The organism is Streptomyces sp. NPDC052052, assembly GCF_040680455.1.
Taxonomy (GTDB): domain Bacteria; phylum Actinomycetota; class Actinomycetes; order Streptomycetales; family Streptomycetaceae; genus Streptomyces.
In genome coordinates this window covers 52,977-70,368 of the sequence record NZ_JBFAWU010000001.1, presented here as the reverse complement: position 1 = coordinate 70,368, position 17,392 = coordinate 52,977, and the positions used below count along the sequence as shown (strand labels likewise).

Annotated in this window: 17 protein-coding genes; 11 read left to right on the top strand and 6 right to left on the bottom strand. The window is 70.7% G+C overall.

The window, feature by feature from the left end; genetic code table 11:
- Positions 1–23: 23 nt before the first annotated feature.
- Positions 24–551: a GNAT family protein gene (locus AB0L71_RS00290; RefSeq protein ID WP_365236185.1), complete on the bottom strand. Its 528-nt coding sequence runs from the start codon at positions 549–551 to the stop codon at positions 24–26.
- Positions 552–683: 132 nt separating this feature from the next.
- On the opposite strand from AB0L71_RS00290, the gene AB0L71_RS00285 reads away from it, so the two are divergent.
- Complete coding sequence (locus AB0L71_RS00285) at positions 684–1,583, top strand: TIGR01777 family oxidoreductase (protein ID WP_365236183.1); 900 nt, start codon at positions 684–686, stop codon at positions 1,581–1,583.
- A 235-nt stretch (positions 1,584–1,818) separates the two neighbouring features.
- On the top strand, positions 1,819–3,126 hold the full coding sequence (locus AB0L71_RS00280) for an NAD(P)/FAD-dependent oxidoreductase (protein WP_365236181.1): 1,308 nt from the start codon (positions 1,819–1,821) through the stop codon (positions 3,124–3,126).
- Between the two features lie 82 nt (positions 3,127–3,208).
- Here the strand turns inward: AB0L71_RS00280 and AB0L71_RS00275 are convergent, their stop codons facing one another.
- Entirely contained in the window at positions 3,209–4,921 is a 1,713-nt protein-coding gene (locus AB0L71_RS00275) for a regulator (protein ID WP_365236179.1), read from the bottom strand.
- Between the two features lie 263 nt (positions 4,922–5,184).
- Here AB0L71_RS00275 and lipB point away from each other — a divergent pair, with 263 nt between their 5' ends.
- From lipB to AB0L71_RS00255, 4 genes are all read left to right on the top strand, one after another.
- Positions 5,185–5,991 (top strand): lipoyl(octanoyl) transferase LipB, encoded by an 807-nt coding sequence (lipB, locus tag AB0L71_RS00270; protein WP_365236177.1) that lies wholly within the window; start codon positions 5,185–5,187, stop codon positions 5,989–5,991.
- 225 nt (positions 5,992–6,216) lie between these two features.
- Positions 6,217–7,182: a lipoyl synthase gene (gene lipA / locus AB0L71_RS00265; protein WP_365236175.1), complete on the top strand. Its 966-nt coding sequence runs from the start codon at positions 6,217–6,219 to the stop codon at positions 7,180–7,182.
- Between the two features lie 323 nt (positions 7,183–7,505).
- Positions 7,506–7,706, top strand: a complete 201-nt coding sequence (locus AB0L71_RS00260; RefSeq protein WP_365236173.1) for a hypothetical protein — start codon at positions 7,506–7,508, stop codon at positions 7,704–7,706.
- A 19-nt stretch (positions 7,707–7,725) separates the two neighbouring features.
- On the top strand, positions 7,726–8,433 hold the full coding sequence (locus tag AB0L71_RS00255; protein WP_365236171.1) for a DUF4191 domain-containing protein: 708 nt from the start codon (positions 7,726–7,728) through the stop codon (positions 8,431–8,433).
- Positions 8,434–8,543: 110 nt separating this feature from the next.
- On the opposite strand, the gene AB0L71_RS00250 is transcribed toward AB0L71_RS00255, so the two are convergent.
- Positions 8,544–9,011 carry an RDD family protein gene (locus AB0L71_RS00250; protein ID WP_365236170.1) on the bottom strand — a complete coding sequence of 156 codons (468 nt, stop codon included), beginning with the start codon at positions 9,009–9,011 and terminating at the stop codon, positions 8,544–8,546.
- Positions 9,012–9,266: 255 nt separating this feature from the next.
- Between AB0L71_RS00250 and glnA the strand changes: the two genes are divergently transcribed.
- The 3 genes from glnA (at position 9,267) to AB0L71_RS00235 (ending at position 13,222) form a co-directional block, all read left to right on the top strand.
- The gene (gene glnA, locus AB0L71_RS00245) at positions 9,267–10,676 is read left to right on the top strand and encodes a type I glutamate--ammonia ligase (RefSeq protein ID WP_365236169.1); all 1,410 of its coding nucleotides are present in this window, start codon (positions 9,267–9,269) and stop codon (positions 10,674–10,676) included.
- Between the two features lie 272 nt (positions 10,677–10,948).
- Positions 10,949–11,692: a hypothetical protein gene (locus tag AB0L71_RS00240; RefSeq protein WP_365236167.1), complete on the top strand. Its 744-nt coding sequence runs from the start codon at positions 10,949–10,951 to the stop codon at positions 11,690–11,692.
- A 627-nt stretch (positions 11,693–12,319) separates the two neighbouring features.
- Complete coding sequence (locus AB0L71_RS00235; protein ID WP_365236165.1) at positions 12,320–13,222, top strand: helix-turn-helix transcriptional regulator; 903 nt, start codon at positions 12,320–12,322, stop codon at positions 13,220–13,222.
- A 64-nt stretch (positions 13,223–13,286) separates the two neighbouring features.
- Here AB0L71_RS00235 and AB0L71_RS00230 read toward each other — a convergent pair whose 3' ends face one another.
- Positions 13,287–13,769, bottom strand: a complete 483-nt coding sequence (locus tag AB0L71_RS00230) for a hypothetical protein (protein WP_365236163.1) — start codon at positions 13,767–13,769, stop codon at positions 13,287–13,289.
- Between the two features lie 200 nt (positions 13,770–13,969).
- Complete coding sequence (locus AB0L71_RS00225; RefSeq protein ID WP_365236161.1) at positions 13,970–14,239, bottom strand: hypothetical protein; 270 nt, start codon at positions 14,237–14,239, stop codon at positions 13,970–13,972.
- 120 nt (positions 14,240–14,359) lie between these two features.
- Between AB0L71_RS00225 and AB0L71_RS00220 the strand changes: the two genes are divergently transcribed.
- Complete coding sequence (locus AB0L71_RS00220; RefSeq protein WP_365236159.1) at positions 14,360–14,719, top strand: ArsC/Spx/MgsR family protein; 360 nt, start codon at positions 14,360–14,362, stop codon at positions 14,717–14,719.
- 118 nt (positions 14,720–14,837) lie between these two features.
- Here AB0L71_RS00220 and AB0L71_RS00215 read toward each other — a convergent pair whose 3' ends face one another.
- Positions 14,838–15,749: a Gfo/Idh/MocA family oxidoreductase gene (locus tag AB0L71_RS00215; protein ID WP_365236158.1), complete on the bottom strand. Its 912-nt coding sequence runs from the start codon at positions 15,747–15,749 to the stop codon at positions 14,838–14,840.
- A 485-nt stretch (positions 15,750–16,234) separates the two neighbouring features.
- Here AB0L71_RS00215 and glnII point away from each other — a divergent pair, with 485 nt between their 5' ends.
- On the top strand, positions 16,235–17,269 hold the full coding sequence (gene glnII, locus AB0L71_RS00210; protein ID WP_365236156.1) for a glutamine synthetase: 1,035 nt from the start codon (positions 16,235–16,237) through the stop codon (positions 17,267–17,269).
- Positions 17,270–17,392: the final 123 nt, after the last annotated feature.

Genomic DNA, 17,392 nt, shown 5'->3' with positions numbered 1-17,392 from the left:
CCCCGGCCGGCGGGACAGCGGGGTCACGGGGCGAGCGAACGGCCCATCATCACGTCGTCGACGTACCGCCCGTCCAGGAAGAACTCGCCGGGCAGCACCCCCTCCACGACGAATCCCTCCGATGCGTAGAGGGCCCGGGCGGGGGCGTTGTGCCCGAGCACCCGCAGCGTCATCCGGTTGGCCCCTTCGCTCCGCGCCGCCGCGAGAGCGGCCCGCAGCAGCGCCCTGGCGACACCGCGACCGCGCGCCCAGTGGGCGACGGCGAGGCCCCGTATCTGCCGGACATGGGTATGGCAGGCCAGGGGGGTCGGCACGACCAGCCCGGTGTACCCGGCCGGACGCATCTCTCCCGACGCGTCCTGCACCTCGGCCACCAGGACGTCCTGCGGGCGGTAATGGTCGCTGAAGAACGGCCGGTACGGGGGCTGCGGCCTGGGCTGCACGGCGTGCAGCGTCGACCAGGTGGCGCGGTCGAGTTCGCCGAGGGCGTCCGCGTCGGCCGGAACGGCGGGGCGGACGAGGTGGGCCGGGCGGGTGAGGGAATCAGGCATGCGCGCCACTGTGCCACGGGGGGCGCGACCGGTCAGCCCCTTTCCGCAGCCCCCGGGCACGGCCCGGCGACCCGGACGGGGCGTTGCCCGGTTCGTGCGGCGCGCCCGGATCCGCTGCGGGAGGATGGGCCCATGCCGCACTTCCGTATCGCTGTCACCGGAGCATCCGGACTCATCGGCGGGGCGCTGGTGCGCTCGCTGCGGGCCGACGGGCACGAGGTCGTACGCCTGGTACGACGCCCGGCCCGGGCCGGTGACGAGGTGGAGTGGGATCCCGTACGCCGGTATGTCGACGTGTCGGGCCTGGTGGGCTGCGACGCCGTCGTCCATCTGGCCGGGGCCGGGGTCGGCGACCACCGCTGGACACCGGAGTACAAGAAGGAGATCCGGGACAGCCGGGTGCTCGGGACGACGGCCGTCGCCGAGGCCGTCGCCTCGCTGGACACTCCGCCGAGGGTGCTGCTGTCCGGGTCCGCCATCGGCTACTACGGCGACACCGGGGACCGTGCGGTCGACGAGAGCGCCCCGGCCGGCGAGGGCTTCCTGCCGTCCGTGTGCGTGGAGTGGGAGGCCGCCACGGCCGCCGCCGAGGAGGCGGGCGTGCGGACGGTGCATGCCCGCACCGGACTGGTCGTCGGCCGTGAGGGCGGGGCCTGGGGCCGGCTCTTCCCGCTGTTCCGGGCGGGGCTCGGCGGGCGGATGGGCCATGGGCGCCAGTACTGGAGCTTCATCGCGCTGCAGGACGAGGTCGCGGCGCTGCGGCACATCCTGGAGACGGAGTCGCTGTCGGGCCCGGTGAATCTGACCGCCCCCGATCCCGTCACCAATGCCGAGGTGACGGCCGCGATGGGGCGTGTGCTGCACCGCCCCACGCTGCTGACCGCTCCGGCGCCGGCCCTGCGGATGGTCCTGGGGGACTTCGCGGAAGATGTCCTGGCCAGCCAGCGGGTGCTGCCGGTCCGGCTGCTGGACTCGGGCTTCGCGTTCGCCTTCCCGGGCATCGACGGGGCGATCCGCGCGGCGCTGCGCTGAACCCGCCGTATCCGCGGGCGGACCGGCACCCACCGGACCGGGCCGCGCGGCCCACCCGCAGCCACACAGCCCGGACACCTACGGACGGATGTGCGACCCCATGCAACGGTGCCCCCGCCGCGCGCGACTGCGCCCTCGCCCGCACCGCTCCTAGCCTCCTTGCGAACTCGGGCATTCCGGGGGCCTGTCGGGGGCAAGAGCCTTCCAGCAGCTGCGCCGACTCGGGGAGGGGCACGTGGTCAGCACGGCACACGACGCGGACGTCGTCATCATCGGGGCCGGGATCGCCGGCCTGTCAGCCGCCCACCTACTGACCAGCGCAGGACTGAGTGTCAGCGTCCTGGAGGCCGGCCCACACGTCGGCGGCCGGATGGCCACCGACGAGATGGACGGCTTCCGGCTCGACCGCCTCGGCCCCCTGCTCAGCACCTCGTACCCGGAACTCCGCCGGGTCCCGGCCCTCGAACCCCTGGTGCTGCGCACGTTCGCGCCGGGGGTACTCGTGCACAGCGAGGGCCGCCAGTACCGGACCGGCGTTGCATGGGGCGCGCGGGGCGCATTGAAGGTGGCGCGCGCCCTGGCAAGCGCCCCCCGTCCGCCGATCGGCGGACCGATCGACCAGGCCCGGCTCGGTGCCGCGCTGTCCCGGCTCGCGGCCACCCCGTCCGACCGCGTCCTGGCCCGGCCCGAACAGACCGCTCTCGCCGCACTGTCCCACCGCGGCCTGACCTCCCGCACGGTCAACGGCTTCCTCCGCCCGCTGCTCTCCGCGCTGCTGAGCGACCCGGACCTCACCACGTCCAGCCGGTGTGCCGATCTCGCCCTGCGCGACTACGCCCGCGGCAAGCTGTGTGTGCCGGCGGGCGGCTCGGGAACGCTGCCCGAGTTGCTCGCGGCCGCGCTGCCGCCCGGCACCGTACGGACGGGCGTGCATGTCACGGCGGCCGACATCACCTCGGTCCGCACCAAGGAGCACGGCGAACTGGGCTGCCGTTCCCTGCTGTTGGCGACCGGTGCGGGCGCCGCCGCGGAACTGCTGCCCGGTCTGCGGGTGCCGCCCTTCCATCCCGTGACGATCCTTCACCACACCGCTCCCGGTCCCTTGCCGACCGGCGCCTCGCTGCTGCTGGACGCCGACCGCTCGGGCCCGGTCGCGCACACCGCGGTGATGAGCGCGGTCGATGCCTCGCGCGCCCCGCGAGGCCGGAACCTGATCAGTTCCACGGTGCTCGGCACCCCGCCGCCGGACCTGGACCGCACGGTCCGCACCCAGCTCGCCGCCCTGTACGGCACCCCGACCGACGACTGGGAGCTGCTGGCGGCCCACCACGACCCCGAGGCCGTTCCCGCGATGCCGGCCCCGCACGATCCCCGCCGCCCGGTCCGGCTGCTCGCCGGGCTGTACGTGTGCGGCGACCACCGCGACACCAGTTCGGTCCAGGGCGCCCTGTTCTCGGGCCGTCGCGCGGCCGAGGCGATCCTCACCGACCTGGGGGTGCGGCCGGGGTACGGAAGCGGGGAGGCACTGCCCGAAGCGGCGTAGACCGTGCCCGGCACGTCCCGCCGCCCATCCGCGGCGCGGGACGTGCCGGGCACGCCGGGCACCCGGCGTGCCCGGCACGGTCTCAGCCCAGCGCCGCGACCCGTTCGCGGTATCCGCGTACCGCTGCCGCGTCCCGGTACGGATCGAGACGGCGCTCGAAGTCCTGTACGTACTCCGTCGCTCGCACCGATCGCATCTCCGCCGCCAGCTGGGCGGCCTCGGCGCCGAGCGCGCACGCCTGGTCGAGCTCACCGAGCCCGAGCCGGGCGGAGGCCAGCACCACCCGGCAGAACAGCCGGCTGCGGGCGTACGCCGGGGAGCGCAGCTCGAGGGACCGCTCGGCGTGCTGCGCCGCGGCCCGGTACTGCTGCAGGTCCCGGTGGCAGTGACCGAAATCGTCGGCGAGCTGGGCCTCGTCGAAGTACCGCGCCCAGTACGGCACCTCGTCCCCGGGGCGGGCGGACTCCAGCGCGCGTTCCGCCCGTGCCAGCGAGACGGTGCAGGGCCGGGCCTCACCGAGCGCCCCGTGACCGCGTGCCTCGGCGGCGTGCAGGAGGGCCTGGACGACGGGCGGCGCCGCCGAACCGACGCCCTGCTGGGCCACCCGTGCCAGTTGCACGGCCTCCCTGCCGTGCCCGAGGTAGACCGCCTGCCGGCTCATGCTGACCAGGACGTAGCTGCCGTACGCGCGGTCCCCCGCGGCCTGGGCGAGCCGGAGCGCCTGGACGAAGTACCGCTGGGCCAGGCCGTGGGCCGCGATGTCGTAGGAGGTCCAGCCCGCCAGCCGGGTCAGGTCGGCGGCGGCGGAGAAGAGCCGGCGCCCGGTGGCCTCCCCGTACGTGCCGCGCAGCATGGGTTCCGTCTCGTGCTCCAGGTACCGGACGAGGGCCTGCCTGGCGTGGCCGCCGCCGTAGGCGTGGTCGAGGGTGCGGAAGAGCTCCCCGACCGACCGCAGCGCGGCGACGTCGCCGCTGCCGACCCGCTGGCCGGGACCGTGGTCGCTCTGCCGCTGCCGGGGGACGCCGGGGGCATCCGGCAGCCCTGTACCCAGGGATGCGGGACCGGTCGGGGAGCCGTGCGGGCCGGACGGTCCGGAGGGCCGGGACGGCACGGGTCCGCGGGCGGCCCCGCGGCCGCCCGCACCGGCCGTCCCCGTCCCGTGATGCCCTGCGCCGCCGATCCGGTGCGCGCCGTGCAGGGCCTGGGCCCCGATCCCGCGCACCCCGACGGGGGCACCGGGCCGCGCCGAACCGCCGGCCCCGAAGCCCCCCGCGCTCTCCGCGGACCCGGGCGCCCCGGACCTGCCGGCGCCGCCCGGTACCGCGGGCGGGGGCTCGCTCCCCCGTCCCACCCATTCGTCGGCCCGGCCGATCAGCCAGTCCCTGCTGGGGACGACCAGCCCGGCCGGAGTGAAGGCGATCTTGCGGAGCTCCGCGGGGCTGCCCGAGTCCTTCCGCCACAGCCCGCTGACGATGTCGACCGCCTCGGCGGGGGTGGCCGCGAACTCCAGCCCCGCGTAGACGGGCGCGCAGGCGTCGAGCCCCACGTCCTGCGCGGAGAGACGGCGCCCGAGCCGCCGGGTGAAGACCTCGGCGATCAGCGCGGGAGTGGTGCCGCGTGGCTGCTGGCCGCGCAGCCAGCGGGTCACGGAGGTCTTGTCGTACCGCAGGTCGAGGCCGTGCTCCAGACCGAGTTGGTCCACCCTGCGGGCGAGACCGGCGTGGGAGAAGCCCGCCTCCCGGATGAGCGAGGCGAGTCGGCGGTTGGGGGTGCGCTGCGGAGGTCGTTCCGACATCAGCTGTACGGTCTCCTGCCTTCGGGGCCGGGCGGGCAGCCCGCATGGACCGGCGTGAATTTAGTTGCCTCTGCGACGGCCACGGCTTACTTCGCTCCACTTTCATCCGATCGTGTGAGGATTGCGGACGGCGCTGACGGGACGACCTGCTGAGCCGCCCTCCGGAGCCCGGCCGTACAGTGGCTCGGGGCTGATTCAGTGCAAGGTGGCGCGGCTCCGGGGCACCCCCGGCTCGCTCCACCGCGAGAAGGAAGGCATCTGCCGTGAGCGAGCTACGGTTCGTCCGACTGGGATTCGGCGAGGACGCCGTCGATTACCGGGAGGCCTGGCAGAAGCAGCGCGAGGTGCACGCGGCGAGGTTCGAGGACACCGTCCCGGACACCTGTCTGCTGCTGGAACACCCTCCCGTCTACACGGCGGGGCGGCGTACGACCGACAGCGAGCGCCCGCTGGACGGCACCCCCGTCATCGACGTGGACCGCGGCGGCAAGATCACCTGGCACGGGCCCGGTCAGCTCATCGGCTACCCGATCCAGAAGCTGCCCCGCCCGGTCGATGTCGTCGCGCACGTCCGCCGGCTGGAGGAGGCGCTGATCCGTACCGCCGCCGACTTCGGGCTGGAGACCACCCGGGTCGAGGGCCGCAGCGGGGTGTGGGTGCTCGGCGACCCGGTCGAGGAGCGCCCGGCGATCGGCGGCCTCTCCCTCGACTTCGACCCGCGGCTGCACGACGAGGAGTTCGACGCGCGGCTGCACGGCCCCGAGTACGCCCCCTCCAACGCCGGGCAGCGCCGGGAGGACCGGAAGCTGGCCGCGATCGGCATCCGGGTCGCCAAGGGCGTGACCATGCACGGCTTCTCGCTGAACGTGAACCCGGACACCACCTGGTTCGACCGCATCGTGCCGTGCGGCATCCGGGACGCGGGCGTCACGTCGCTCGCGTACGAGCTGGGCCGCGACATTGGCATCGCGGACGTGCTCCCGGTCGTCGAGAAGCACCTCAAGGACGTCCTGGAGAACGCGGAGCTCGCGCCGCGCACGGTGGAGAGCCCGTCCCGGGCCACGGCCTGAGGGCCCCGGAGCCACGGCCCGGGGCGTGTTTCGAAAGTGGCGTCGTCTGCCCGAAGGGCAGGCCGAGCAGGCGGGGCTTTCGAAACACGCCCCAGGGGGAATAGACCCTGCCGGGCACAGGTTGGCCAGTCGTCGGGCCGTTTGAACCACGGGCGTACCCTGTTGTCCGCCGAAGAATGCAATGCCGCAGAGTCCAGTGCAGTGAAAGCAAAGGGGAGTGCCGGAGTGTCCGCTGTCGCACCGGAGGGGCGCAAGATGCTGCGTCTCGAGGTCCGGAACAGCCAGACCCCCATCGAGCGCAAGCCCGAGTGGATCAAGACCCGGGCGAAGATGGGCCCCGAGTACAACCAGCTGCAGAAGCTCGTCAAGAGCGAGGGTCTGCACACGGTGTGCCAGGAGGCAGGCTGCCCCAACATCTTCGAGTGCTGGGAGGACCGCGAGGCCACGTTCCTCATCGGCGGCGACCAGTGCACCCGGCGCTGCGACTTCTGTCAGATCGACACCGGCAAGCCGCAGGCGCTGGACCGGGACGAGCCGCGCAGGGTCGGCGAGTCCGTCGTCACGATGGACCTGAACTACGCCACCATCACCGGCGTCGCCCGCGACGACCTGGCGGACGGCGGCGCCTGGCTGTACGCCGAGACCGTGCGCCAGATCCACGCGCTGACCGCGGAGCGGGAGGCCGGCCGTACCAAGGTCGAGCTGCTGATCCCGGACTTCAACGCGGTGCCCGAGCAGCTCGCCGAGGTCTTCTCCTCGCGCCCCGAGGTGCTCGCGCACAACGTCGAGACGGTGCCGCGGATCTTCAAGCGGATCCGCCCCGGTTTCCGTTACGAGCGCTCCCTGGAAGTCATCACGCGGGCCCGCGCGGCCGGTCTGGTGACGAAGTCCAACCTGATCCTCGGCATGGGCGAGACCCGCGAGGAGGTCAGTGAGGCGCTCCAGGACCTGTACGACGCCGGCTGCGAGCTCATCACGATCACGCAGTACCTGCGCCCGTCCGTGCGCCACCACCCGGTGGAGCGCTGGGTGAAGCCGCAGGAGTTCGTGGAGCTGAAGGAGGAGGCCGACGAGATCGGCTACTCCGGCGTGATGTCCGGACCGCTGGTCCGCTCCTCGTACCGCGCCGGACGGCTCTTCCAGCAGGCGATCGAGCGTCGCGGCGCGGCCGCCGCGACGCCCACCGTGTGAGTCCGGACACCACAGGAAACAGAGCGGTAACAGCAACACGGCGCGGCCCGTTCGCGTTCCCCGCAGGCCGGGGGGCGCGAACGGGCCGCGTCGGCGTGCGCTCCGCCGCCATCAGGGTTTCATTGGTGTTTGACCGACCGGTCACGCGCTGGTAACACCGAGCCATGACGCTGGATGCATGTCGCAGTGGCTCTCCGGGCCGCTCCCGCTTCCCGCACTCAGCGCATGCCCCACTTCGCGCAACGCAGTCCCGGGCAGCTCGACCCGGGCAGCTGAGTCCACGCAGCTCAGTCCGCACTTCCGCTTCCGAGGAGATTTCCACGATGCAGGCCGTGCCGGTACGCCCCAACGCCATCCCTTCCGTCACCCATGCTCTCCGCGCCGTCGAGTCGCTGCTGCTGAGCAGCGGCCAGCGCACCGCCCGCCGCAACGCCTGGAATTCCGTCCTGGAGGACCGGCGCCGGGCCAAGGACCGGGTCGAGGCCGAGTACGTACTGGAGGCCGCGGCCGACCGCCGTTCCTGAGCCACGTAAACTTCGGTACATGGCGAGGAAGGCAAACACTGAAGGCGCGAGCAGCGCCGAGAACGCGGGGCGGCTCAAGCAGATCGCCCTGACCTACAAGATGACCCGGCGGACCGACCCCAAGATCGGTCTTGTCGTCGCGGGTGTGGGAATCGTCACCTTCGGTGTCCTCCTCGCGGTCGGTTTCCTGATCGGCCACCCGATCTACCTCGGCATCCTGGGCTTCGTACTGGCCCTCCTCGCGATGGCCATCGTCTTCGGACGGCGTGCCGAGCGTGCGGCCTTCGGGCAGATGGAGGGGCAGCCGGGCGCTGCGGCGGCCGTGCTGGACCGGGTGGGACGCGGCTGGACCACGACCCCCGCGGTGGCGATGAACCGCAGCCAGGACGTCGTCCACCGTGCCGTGGGCAAGCCGGGCATCGTGCTGGTCGGCGAGGGCAACCCGAACCGGGTCAAGCTGCTGCTCGCGAACGAGAAGAAGAAGATGGCGCGCATCCTGCTCGACGTACCGGTGCACGACATCGTCGTCGGCAACGACGAGGGCCAGGTGCCGCTCAAGAAGGTGCGCACCACGATGCTCAAGCTGCCGCGCGTGCTGACCGGCCCGCAGGTGACGGCCGCCAACGACCGGCTGCGCGCGATGGGCGATCTGATGAGTAACATGCCGCTGCCCAAGGGGCCGATGCCCAAGGGCATGCGGATGCCGCGCGGCGGAAAGATGCGCTGACGCGTCCGCTCCCCCCGGAACAGAACGAGGGCGGGTGGCGAACCGGTTCGGTTCGCCACCCGCCCTCTTGCTGTTCCGTCCTCCCGGCTCACCTGCGGGAGCTCAGGAGCTCACATACGGACCTGGACGGCGCGCGCCAGCCGGTCGTGCAGGCCGCGGCTGTCGCGGTCCCAGACCAGGGCCGGAATCGCCACACACAGCAGCACGCTCCGGACGACCGCCCGGCCGAAGGTGAGCCGCCCGCCGTTCTCGGAGACGACCCTGATGCCCAGGAGCCGCTTGCCGGGGGTGTAGCCGATGGTGCCGACGGTGAGCACGCTCAGCACGAGGAAGACGCCCAGCGCCCAGTTCCCTGCCGCCTGCTGGTCACCGCCGGCGAACAGCCCGTATGCGATCACCATGCACAGGAACCAGTCGATGAAGAGGGCGCCGAAGCGCCGGCCGAGCGGAGCCACGGATCCCGGGCCGTGCTCGGGCAGACCGAGCCGCTTGCCCCGGTGGCCGAAGTCGACCCCCATCTCCTCGGCGGTCGCCTGCGGTCCGGAAAGCCACGATCCGATTGCTTGCCTCTTGTCCACCCGACCACGGTACTGCGCCCGCCCGTACACCCTCCCGGGCGGGGGTGCGCCGCCGGTTCCCGCCCGGTGGAAAACGCGGGAACGGAACCGGCCACGAGGTGCTGCTCACACCCGGCTCGGTTAACTTCGGCGAAACAAATGGGTCATGCTTGAGAAATCCGGTCTGCCTATGGTCGGGTCCAGCGTGCGCCACCGCACTGGCCGCACCACGAGCTACAACCCCGTCCCTCCCGGGCCGGGAGTAGGAGGAGTTGGATGTTCCAGAACGCCGACGACGCGAAGAAGTTCATCGCCGACGAAGACGTCAAGTTCATCGACGTCCGGTTCTGCGACCTGCCCGGTGTGATGCAGCACTTCACCATTCCGGCGGCGGCCTTCGACCCGACCGAGGAGCTCGCCTTCGACGGCTCGTCGATCCGCGGCTTCCAGGCCATCCACGAGTCCGACATGGCGCTGCGCGCGGACCTGTCGACCGCCCGCGTCGACCCGTTCCGCCGCGACAAGACCGTCAACATCAACTTCTTCATCCACGACCCGATCACCGGCGAGCAGTACAGCCGTGACCCGCGGAACGTGGCCAAGAAGGCCGAGGCGTACCTCGCCTCCACCGGTATCGCCGACACCGCGTACTTCGGCCCCGAGGCCGAGTTCTACGTGTTCGACAACGTTCGCTTCCAGACCTCGGCGAACGAGTCCTTCTACCACATCGACTCCGAGGCCGGCGCCTGGAACACCGGCTCGGAGGAGAACAACCGCGGTTACAAGGTCCGCTACAAGGGCGGCTACTTCCCGGTCCCGCCGGTCGACCACTTCGCCGACCTGCGTGCCGAGATCTCCCTGGAGCTGGACAAGAACGGTCTCCAGGTCGAGCGCCAGCACCACGAGGTCGGCACCGGGGGCCAGGCCGAGATCAACTACAAGTTCAACACGCTGCTCGCCGCGGCCGACGACCTGATGCTCTTCAAGTACATCGTGAAGAACGTCGCCTGGCGCAACGGCAAGACCGCCACCTTCATGCCGAAGCCGATCTTCGGTGACAACGGCTCGGGCATGCACGTCCACCAGTCGCTGTGGTCCGGCGGCGACCCGCTGTTCTACGACGAGCAGGGCTACGCGGGTCTCTCGGACACCGCCCGCTACTACATCGGCGGCATCCTCAAGCACGCCCCGTCGCTGCTGGCCTTCACCAACCCGACGGTGAACTCCTACCACCGCCTGGTCCCCGGCTTCGAGGCCCCGGTCAACCTCGTGTACTCGCAGCGCAACCGCTCCGCCGCGATGCGCATCCCGATCACGGGCTCGAACCCGAAGGCCAAGCGCGTCGAGTTCCGCGCCCCGGACCCGTCGTCGAACCCGTACCTCGCGTTCTCCGCCCTGCTGATGGCCGGCCTCGACGGTGTGAAGAACAAGATCGAGCCCGCCGAGCCGATCGACAAGGACCTGTACGAGCTGGCTCCCGAGGAGCACGCCAACGTCCAGCAGGTCCCGACCTCCCTCCCGGCCGTCCTGGAAGCGCTGGAGGCGGACAACGAGTACCTCCAGGCCGGCGGTGTCTTCACCTCCGACCTGATCGAGACGTGGATCGACTTCAAGCGCACCCACGAGATCGCCCCGATCCAGCTGCGCCCGCACCCGCACGAGTTCGAGCTGTACTTCGACCTCTAAAGAGCGGGGTCGGCCGGGTGGGCCGACCGCGACCGTGGCATAGACAGAGAAGAGGACAGGCCGGGATCGCTCCCGGCCTGTCCTCTTTATCTTTCACCGGAGCCGATGCGAGGGCCTTCTTTTTCCGGCCACGAAATACATCGAACCGGAATTCGCAACTCCGCAGAATAAACCTGGGACTCCCACTCCTAGGATGATCTGTCTCTTGTTGCCCATCGGCCCGCATGCGACGCTTTTCCATGCACGAATCTCCCACGCAAAGGGGAAATATCATGCTCGGAAAGAAGCGAATTCTGGCCCTGGTCGGTGTCCCGCTGGGTGCGTCGCTCGCACTGGCTCCGGCAATCTCCACCGCGGCACACGCCGAGACTTCCGACAAGAGTGCAGCATCGGGGTCCGCTTCACTCCCCTCGATCACCCCGGCAGCCTCCTGTTCGATCACAGGAGTCGAAGACCCGAATGAGAGCGCAACCATAGCGGGTGCCGGTTTCACCGCCGGGAAACTGGTCACCTTCTTCAGCGGGAAGCGGGCGATCACCACGGCAATGGCTGACGCCGCCGGAGCGGTGAACGCCGTGGCAGTGGTGAAGGCCGATGAGAACATCACGGCCCAGGAGGGGGCGAACCAGCAAGGTTGCCTGAACCTTGTCAAGCCGCCCACGGGAACGAGCACCACGGTTCCGGGCAACCCTGTTCCGGGCGACATCAGGGAACAGGCGCTGGCTGCCGGGGAGAACGACGCCGACGCGACGTGCCGGATGAAGGTCGACGAGTTCAAGCTGAACGCCGACAAGAGCGCGATCTTCCGGGCGGAATACGCCACCGGATTCAACAACAAGGTGGCATCCATCGACGGCTGCGGGGCCATGCTGGCGAAGCTTCGGTCCGGACTCCCGGTGACGCAGAACCAGAACCAGAACGAGAACACGAACGAGAACGCGAGGCAGAACCAGAACGAGAACCAGAACGCGAACCTCAACCGGGGTGAGCGCGACGGTGGACGAGGGCGCGGCTGACCCTCACACCCCACCATGAACCATGGAGGGCCTGGCAGCGAGCCAGGCCCTTCGTGGTGGGCGCGGCCGGCGAAATGTCCGGGGCTCGGACGTGCGGCTTCGGACGTGCGGCTTCGGACGTGCGGCTTCGGACGTGCGGCTTCGGACGTGCGGCTTCGGACGTGCGGCTTCGGACGTGCGGCTTCGGACGCGGGGCGCATGCGCGTCTCGGCCAAGGAGCTACGGCGGCACGGACCGACGCAGAGCGGGCATATGACAGGAGGCGACCCACCGCAACCAGATACCCCACGACCGGTCACGGTCGGTCACGTCGCGCCACGGCGACGTATGGCCGGCTCCCGGCTCGATCCCGCAGCAGCCCGGCTCGCCGCGTGCTCCCGCAGAACAGCGAAGAAGCCGCTCGCCCCGTCCTCCCAGGGGCAGCGGCCTTTCTGCTGCCGTCGACCGCGGGTGGCGCGATGCGCGTGGAGCACCCTTTTCCCGAACCGCATCCCGGGCACCGTTTCCAGAAAAACATACGCCAGGGTGCGACAATTCAGAAACCAGCTATCCTGAGGGGTGTTCCGCAGGAGCAGAGGTCCAAGGTAATAACCATCCGCAGCAGTCGCCCAGCAAAGGGAACAACGGATGAATTACGACCGACAGCGAGCAGAGCTCGCGGACTTCCTCAAAACACGACGGCTGGCTCTTCAACCGGAAGAGGTCGGCCTTCCGCCACGGACATCACGGCGAACTCCCGGATTGCGACGGGAAGACGTCGCCGATCTGGCCGGGATCAGCGTCTGCTGGTATTCCCGGCTCGAACAGGGCCGAAATATCCGGGTCTCCGACCAGGTCATCAATGCGCTGGCCGAAGCCCTCCGCCTCAGCGGTGAGGAGCGCGCATACTTCCTGGCCCTGGCGAACAAGGACGCACGTTCCAGTGCGCAGGCCTCCGAGGACGGGATCTCTCCGGCTCTCCAACGCGCCCTGGACAGTCAGCATCCGCATCCGGCACTCGTTCTGGGTCCCCGTTTCGACATTCTGGCCTGGAACCAGGCCAGAACCGATGTCTACGGCGACCTCGGCGCGATCCCCCCTGAACATCGCCACATGCTGTGGCTGTTCTTCGGAGGCTATCTGCGCGAGCTGATACACAACTGGGAGCCGAGTGCCCGGACCGTCCTGGCCAAGTTCCGCGCAGTCACCGGGTCCTATGTCCACGAACCGTGGTTCACCACGCTGGTCCACGAACTGAGCGAGAAGAGCCCGGAGTTCCGCGGCTGGTGGCAGCAGCACGAGATCGAGAGGCCCCACGTCACCACGCGGGAAGTGCGGCATCCGTCCGTCGGCCTCATGGTGCTGGAGGAGAACGCGCTCCTGGTCGACGACTCCTCCGACCGACGCATCATTCTGGAGATTCCGCAGCCCGGTACCGGCACCGAGCACAAGCTGACGGCGCTGTCCGTCCGGCCGGACCGGGGACGGGCGCCCTCGGAGTACGTGCTGGAGAGCCCGGTCCCGCAGGGACAGTGGGAGAACCACTGCTGAAGCGACACCGCGGCAACCGCCGTGCGGGCCCGTGCGGTCGGGCGCACACCGGGCGCACCCCGGCTCAGTGCCGGACCGCGGTCGCGACGTCGGCCTTGAGCGGGCCGGACAGCTTGCGGTTGCTGCTGGCCGTGGCGTCCTTGGTCGCCTTCGGGCCGACGTCGTCGACCGTGACCACCACCGTGTCGAGGAGATTGCCGTGCGCGTCGGTGAAGTTGATCTGCACGGCGTACGACTTCGTCGAGTCGGCGCTGTTCGTCACGGCGACCTTCGCGGTGGCGCGGCCGTCGGAGGCGACGGCCGGTGTGGCCACCTTGACGTCGCTCTTGGCGTTCACGCCGTTCTTGATGCCTTTCAGCTTCTCGCCGGCGGCTGCTGTCGCGGAGGCCAGCACGTCGGCACCCTTGGACGCCGCCGACGCCGCGGCGGACGCGGCCCCGGACGCCGTGGAGGAGACCTCGCCGCCGCCGGAGCAGGCGGCGGCCGTCGACATCACGGTCGCCGTCAGCAGTGCGGCCCACAGTCCTCGCACAGCCTTCCTCGTCATGGTGTCTCCCAGTCGTCGGCCGTCATCCCTCACCCGTCGCCCCAGTCAAGACGCGGGCGGCCGGGAGCGCACTCCGTGCATGCCGGACGGGTGAGGGCCCGGAGCGCGGCGGCGCACGCGCGCAGCGGGGCCGTACGCACCCGTGCCCCCGGGGTTCCGGGGGCACGGGCTTCGGTGGCGGGAGCTGTCGGTCGCGGGCCTCAGCGGCCGTAGCGGATCAGGGCGCGGACCATGCGGCAGGTCGTGTCGGACGGCGGGTGGATGCCGATGCGCTCGGCCGTCGTGCGTATCGTGTCGTTGGATGCGGTCGACGGGTAGTAGACGCCCGTGTCGAGCAGGGCGATCGCCAGGCGCATGGCCTTCAGACGGCGGTTGTGGGTGATGTACCACTCGCGAGGCCGGCCCGCGGGGAGCGGCTTCTTCTGCAGGGGCTTGTGGAGTGGCGTGGTCGTGACTGCGGCAACGGCCATGGGCAACCTCCTGGCACGGTCGTGGAACCCTCACGAACTCCCTTTATTTTACGGCCCCTCACTGACAATCACCGCTGGCCAGACGGGCTTTCACGGCCTCACTCCCGTACCGTTGGCCCCATGGAGATCTGGATCAATCCCGCCTGTTCCAAGTGCCGCAGTGCGGTGCAGCTTCTCGACGCGGAGGGCGCCGAATACACCGTCCGCCGCTATCTGGAGGATGTGCCGTCACCCGAGGAGATCCAGGGCGTGCTCGACCGGCTCGGGCTGGAGCCGTGGGACATCACGCGTATGCAGGAAGCGGACGCGAAGGAGCTCGGCCTCAAGGAGTGGCCGCGCGAGGCCGGTTCGCGGGAGCGGTGGATCTCGACGCTCGCCGGGCATCCGAAGCTGATCCAGCGGCCGATCATCACCGCGGACGACGGGAGCGCGGTCGTGGCGCGTTCCGAGGAGGCGGTACGGGACGCTCTGGGGCGTTGAACCTCGCATACCGCTTGCACTGACCGAGCGTCCGCCCGTGCGGGATACGGGCAGGACGGCCGAGACGGGAGGGGACGGCCCCCGCGGGCGGGACCCGCGAGGGCCGTCCCCTCCCCCGCTACGCCCCCACCTGCTGCTCCGCCTCGGCCAGCAGCTCCGTCAGACGCAGCCCGAACCGGACGTCACAGGGGTGCGGCTCCCCCGTGCGGACCGATTCGATCAGTGCGTCGATCGCGGCCCGGAAGGAACCGACCGCGTCGCCCCACCGCGGCAGTACGGCGGTTCCCTGCTCACCCCTGAGCTCGATGTCCGTGCCCGCCGCGCCGACCGGGGCGTTCAGTGCGAGCGTCACCGTGCTGGAGGCGCCGGAGGTGTGGCGGAGGATCAGGTGGACGGCGTCGGAGGGGCCGCGGGCCGCGGTCAGGTGGGTGACGTCGCCCAGTACCGGAATGAGGACCGACAGGACGTGCGGGCCGACGTCCCACAGGCCACCCTTCTCGCTGCGCCAGGGCGAGGCGGCGTACTCGCTGGTCGCACCGGGCGCGTACAGCGCGCCGATCCAGTCGGCGCGGGCGGTGAACCAGCCGTCCAGGGCCGCCTGTTCGGTGATCCAGGAGGCTGTCTCGGCAGCGAACCGCAGGGTGCAGAAGACGACGGACGCCACCCTGGCCGCCTCGGCGGCCCGGGCGACCTCGCGCGCTCCCGCGACGGTGGTCGCCACCGGTTTGTCCAGCAGCAGATGGCGGCCGGTGGCCGCGGCGCGGGCGGCGAGCGGGGCCTGGACGTCCGGCGGCACGGCGAACGCGAGGGCGTCGCTGGCCGCGAAGAGCTCGTCGATGCCCTCCTCGCCGGTGTATGCCGTGGTGCCGTGCGCGGTGGCCAGCGCGTTCGCGGCCTCGGGCCGCCGGCCCCACACACCGCTCAGCACGACACCGGGGTGGGCGGCGAGGGCGGGGGCCTGGGTGTTCCGGGCCCACGGGCCCGTACCGACGAGTCCGATACGCAAGGGGGTCGCGGGAAGTGTCGTCATGGGGCAAGTCTGCCGGGTCCGCCGGGCCGCTCACGTATTTGAACCACGCACATCGGAACCGGCGCCGACCTCGCCGCGGCCGAGGACGTGATCCTCTTCCTCGACGCGGCGATCACCGCGACCGGGCGGCGCGAGCTCCGTTCGACGGCATATCGGCCCCGTATACGACGTGGACGGTTCCGGCGTGCGGCGCCTCGCACCAGCTGCGTCCACGGCCGGGGGCCGGGACGCGGAGGCCCTTCCGGCGCTCGTGGAGGTGGCGCCGAGGAGGAACTGGTGTGCCAGATCCAGCCGCCGGTTCGGATCGCTGCTCAGGGACCGCGCCCGAGCGGTCGCCGCTCAGCGGTGCTCGGAGGCGCTCACGTGCGGCAAACCTCGGTAACACGGGGTTCACGTTCGAGCAATCGATGGGAAATCGCGTCTTGCGAAGCTGCGCTGCAGAGACCGGACCCGTAGGACCGCAGCACCCGCAAAGGATGGCTTCCGTGACGTTCAAGGCTGAGTACATCTGGATCGACGGCACCGAGCCGACCGCCAAGCTCCGTTCCAAGACGAAGATCATGGCCGGGAGCCCGACCCGCGAGGTGGCGGACCTGCCGATCTGGGGCTTCGACGGTTCGAGCACCAACCAGGCCGAGGGCCACGCGTCCGACCGGGTACTGAAGCCGGTCTTCACCTGTCCGGACCCGATCCGCGGCGGCGACGACATCCTCGTCCTGTGCGAGGTCTTCGACATCGACATGACGCCCCACGAGTCCAACACCCGTGCCGCGCTGCGCCCGGTGGCCGAGCAGTTCGCCGGCCAGGAGCCGATCTTCGGCATCGAGCAGGAGTACACCTTCTTCGACGGCACCCGCCCGCTCGGCTTCCCCGTCGGCGGCTTCCCGGCCGCGCAGGGCGGCTACTACTGCGGCGTCGGCTCCGACGAGATCTTCGGCCGTGACATCGTCGAGAAGCACCTCGACAACTGCCTGAAGGCGGGCCTCGGCATCTCCGGCATCAACGCCGAGGTCATGCCCGGCCAGTGGGAGTTCCAGGTCGGCCCGCTCGCCCCGCTGGAGGTCGCCGACCAGCTCTGGATCGCCCGCTGGCTGCTGTACCGCACCGCCGAGGACTTCAACGTCTCGGCGACCCTCGACCCGAAGCCGGTCAAGGGCGACTGGAACGGCGCGGGTGCGCACACCAACTTCTCCACCAAGGCGATGCGCGAGGGCTACGACGCGATCATCACCGCGTGCGAGTCGCTGGGCGAGGGCTCGAAGCCGATGGACCACGTCAAGAACTACGGCGCGGGCATCGACGACCGTCTGACCGGTCTGCACGAGACCGCCCCGTGGAACGAGTACAGCTACGGCGTCTCCAACCGCGGCGCCTCGGTCCGTATCCCGTGGCAGGTCGAGCAGGACCAGAAGGGATACATCGAGGACCGCCGTCCGAACGCCAACGTCGACCCGTACGTCGTCACGCGGCTGATCGTCGACACCTGCTGCACCGCGCTGGAGAAGGCCGACCAGGTCTGATCCGGTCCGCTGTCCCACGATGAGGGGGCGCCCACCCGGCCGACCGGGTGGGCGCCCCCTCGTCGGTTGCGGCGGCAAGAGCGTGAGCAAGGTAACGCCACGTACCCGTGCCACCACAGGCAA

What these genes read in the sequence shown, in the direction of transcription:
- AB0L71_RS00255 (WP_365236171.1), top strand. Translation starts at nt 7,726, where the DNA reads ATGGCGAGGAAGGCAAACACTGAAGGCGCGAGCAGCGCCGAGAACGCG.
- AB0L71_RS00275 (WP_365236179.1), bottom strand. Translation starts at nt 4,921, where the DNA reads ATGTCGGAACGACCTCCGCAGCGCACCCCCAACCGCCGACTCGCCTCG.
- AB0L71_RS00220 (WP_365236159.1), top strand. Translation starts at nt 14,360, where the DNA reads ATGGAGATCTGGATCAATCCCGCCTGTTCCAAGTGCCGCAGTGCGGTG.
- AB0L71_RS00230 (WP_365236163.1), bottom strand. Translation starts at nt 13,769, where the DNA reads ATGACGAGGAAGGCTGTGCGAGGACTGTGGGCCGCACTGCTGACGGCG.
- AB0L71_RS00225 (WP_365236161.1), bottom strand. Translation starts at nt 14,239, where the DNA reads ATGGCCGTTGCCGCAGTCACGACCACGCCACTCCACAAGCCCCTGCAG.
- AB0L71_RS00290 (WP_365236185.1), bottom strand. Translation starts at nt 551, where the DNA reads ATGCCTGATTCCCTCACCCGCCCGGCCCACCTCGTCCGCCCCGCCGTT.
- AB0L71_RS00215 (WP_365236158.1), bottom strand. Translation starts at nt 15,749, where the DNA reads ATGACGACACTTCCCGCGACCCCCTTGCGTATCGGACTCGTCGGTACG.
- AB0L71_RS00260 (WP_365236173.1), top strand. Translation starts at nt 7,506, where the DNA reads ATGCAGGCCGTGCCGGTACGCCCCAACGCCATCCCTTCCGTCACCCAT.
- AB0L71_RS00240 (WP_365236167.1), top strand. Translation starts at nt 10,949, where the DNA reads ATGCTCGGAAAGAAGCGAATTCTGGCCCTGGTCGGTGTCCCGCTGGGT.
- AB0L71_RS00235 (WP_365236165.1), top strand. Translation starts at nt 12,320, where the DNA reads ATGAATTACGACCGACAGCGAGCAGAGCTCGCGGACTTCCTCAAAACA.
- AB0L71_RS00285 (WP_365236183.1), top strand. Translation starts at nt 684, where the DNA reads ATGCCGCACTTCCGTATCGCTGTCACCGGAGCATCCGGACTCATCGGC.
- glnA (WP_365236169.1), top strand. Translation starts at nt 9,267, where the DNA reads ATGTTCCAGAACGCCGACGACGCGAAGAAGTTCATCGCCGACGAAGAC.